Annotated in this window: 1 protein-coding gene; it reads right to left on the bottom strand. The window is 69.4% G+C overall.

Annotated features, from left to right (window positions below; all coding sequences use genetic code 11):
• The coding region (locus tag ACI2L1_RS45220; protein WP_404745306.1) for a DUF6531 domain-containing protein at positions 1–1,238 on the bottom strand (1,238 nt) is incomplete at both ends.

Here is a 1,238-nt window from a genome sequence, read left to right as displayed (position 1 = left end):
GTCTCGCGGCCCAGTGAGTTGACCGCGGTGACGATCCGGTGGCCGGTCGTCGGGTCCGGGTCGCCGTAGGTGTAGGTGTAGGCGAGGTGGCCCGCTTCGCCGCCCTGGGAGACGCAGCGGTCCTGGTCGTCGTAGACGTAGTGGTACGAGGAGTTGTTTGTGTCCGTCCACGCGGTGATGCGGCCGAGGGTGTCGTTGGTGAAGCGGGTCGGCAGGCCCGAGGAGTTCGTCACTGTCGCCAGGTGTCCCGACTCGTCGTAGCCGAAGCGGACCAGCTCGATATCGCCGTCGGCATCTGCCAGGTGCAGGGCGGTTATTCGGTTCCCGGACCGCTCGATCTTCAGCTCGTAGCCGGCCGAGTGCACGATCCCGGTCGGGGCGCCCTCGTCGTCGTACTCGAAGGTCAGCCACTGGCTGCCGGAGCGGTCGATGATCTGCGAGAGCAGGGCGATGCCGTCGCCGTCGCCGCCCGGGCCCGCGAAGTCCCAGACACGACCAGCGGCAGGGTCGGTGACCGTGTAGTCGCCGTACGCGTCCACCGTTAGGGGATGGCCCTCGCCGGCCAGGGGCAGCACCGGGACGCCGGGCACAGGGTGCGGGTAGGCCAGCAGGGAGCCGTCCTCACGGACGAAGATGACACCCTCGGCGTCGATCTCCAGGCGCTGATCCGCGGTGGAGGTCCACTTTGGGCCGAACCAGCGGCCCGCCTCGTACGACGACTCGAACTGGCGGGAGAAGACCAGTGGCAGCCGGGCGGGGAGCATCACGTCCGTGACCGGCAGGGACATGCGGCCGGTGGCCATGTCGATCGGGTCGCCACCGAAGACCCTGCACTTCAGCTTCCGGGCGAAGTTCTTCAGCGAGTCCGTCACGCTCTTGCGTGCCGCCTGCGTCGCCGCGTCCTTGGCGGCTCCTCGCAGAGCATCACGCGCGGCTGCCCGGCCAAGGCCTCCGGCGCCCTTGCCGCCGATCAGGTTCGAGAGCAGATAGCCCGCGGCATCCCCCGGGTCACTCGACCAGCCTGTGCCCAGCAGCGACATCGGCAGTCGCTCGGGATGGGCCGCCGTGCCCACCAGGCCCGCCAGCAGCAGCTGGGAGTTCTTGCCCCACTCGCCGGGGTGGGTGAGGTTGTAGACGTCCAGGGGGTTGACCGTGCGGGCCAGCTTCACCATCTCCGCGCCGCCCCTGAGGAAGCCGCCCAGGACGTGGACCGAGTTGAGCTGGGTGCCCACGAACAG

This window comes from Streptomyces sp. NPDC019531 (genome assembly GCF_044903305.1).
GTDB lineage: Bacteria > Actinomycetota > Actinomycetes > Streptomycetales > Streptomycetaceae > Streptomyces.
The sequence above is the reverse complement of the archived record's forward strand: the minus strand, read 5'-3'. Positions and strand labels throughout refer to the sequence as shown.